At 65.8% G+C, this 1,363-nt stretch carries 2 protein-coding genes; one reads left to right on the top strand and one right to left on the bottom strand.

Annotation, left to right across the window (positions count from 1 at the left end; translation table 11 throughout):
- Positions 1 to 220 precede the first annotated feature (220 nt).
- On the bottom strand, positions 221 to 922 hold the full coding sequence (locus ACYVDE_RS22920; protein WP_460503848.1) for a hypothetical protein: 702 nt from the start codon (positions 920 to 922) through the stop codon (positions 221 to 223).
- A 75-nt stretch (positions 923 to 997) separates the two neighbouring features.
- Here ACYVDE_RS22920 and ACYVDE_RS22915 point away from each other — a divergent pair.
- On the top strand, positions 998 to 1,363 hold a 366-nt coding region (locus ACYVDE_RS22915; protein ID WP_460503847.1), incomplete at its 3' end, for a cyclic nucleotide-binding domain-containing protein.

Genomic DNA, 1,363 nt, shown 5'->3' with positions numbered 1-1,363 from the left:
GTCATTGCAGAGCGCATTCAGCAGCAGCACCCGGCTGGTGTCGGCGCGAGTGGCGGCCAACTGGCGGCGCAGGCTGTCGGCCACCGGGCTTTGCCCGGCCACCGGGCCCACCACGAACAGCAAAAGGAAGCAGAAAAGCAAGGCGCGCACTGGCAGGACGGGATGAAATGCAGCCGCGGAAGATACGGCCGCCTCCGCGATTACCGCCCGCGGCCTCGGGCTATTTACTCACCGCGAAATGCGCGTTGTATTCCTGCACCAGCTGCGGCATGTGCTTGTAGCCGGCGTCGGGGGCCTGCTGCTGCACGCGGGCGGCCAGGGTGGGGTAGTCGGCAAACGCGGCGGCCATCAGCTTGGCGAAGGCTTTGTCGCCGCGCGGCACTTCCTGTATTTCACCACCGGGCACTTTCACAAACCAGAAGTATTTGTCGTGCGAGCCCACCGGAATAACGTAGGCCCCCACCGGCAGCGGAATGGGAATGTACATGTTGGCCTTCGTGATGAAGTAGCCGTAGGTTTTGGCGGCCCCGGCGGGCGTCATGTTTTCGGCTAGCATGCCCAGCGGCTTGCCATTGCGGGTGAGGGCGTCGAGCGTGTGGCCTTCGACCTGCATGGTGCGGATGCGCTCAACGGCCATTTCCTTGACGGCCGGGGGAGGGAGCTCGTTGGGCGGCCGCTCGTAGCACAGCACTTTGTCGTGCATAAACAAGTCGTAGCTGGTCACGTACCCGCGCACCTGCTTGCCGCTCAGCATCGTGAATGTAACCGGGGCGAAGGTGATGGGCGCATTGCGGGCCGCCCGCAGCGAATCGACGCGGGTAGCCACGCGGGCGGGCTTTTGGGCGTGAGCCGCGGGTGTAGTACCCGCCACGAGCAGGGCCGTGACCAGCAGCCGGGCAATGGAAAAGCGGGAAGCAAACATAAATTGGAAGATGAAAGGCCGGGCAAGATAGTCGCGCCGCCCTCAACAACTGCGCCCGTCTCAGGTTACCCCATTATGCCCACGCCCACCACCCTCGCCCCCGCCGACCTGGCCGGCATCACTGCCTTCGCCGGCCTGCCCACCGACACCATTGCCTGGCTGCTGGCCCACAGCGAAGGCCGCAGCTACGCCGCCGGCGAAACCATTTTCGAGCCCGGCTCGCCGGCCGAGTACATGGTAGCCATCCTGCGCGGCGGCATTCAGTTCTACGCGGTGCAGGGCGGGCAGCGCGAGCCCATATTCCGCATCGAAGCCGGGCAGGTATCGGGCGTGCTGCCGTATTCGCGGCTGCGCACCATTGCCGGGCAGGGCGTCGCGGCGGCCGACACGCTGCTGTACGTGCTACACCGCGACCATTTCCCGGCCCTCGAGGCGGCCAGA

Source organism: Hymenobacter agri (genome assembly GCF_054778495.1).
Note: the sequence above shows the minus strand (reverse complement) of the source record. Positions and strands in the feature narration are given on the sequence as shown.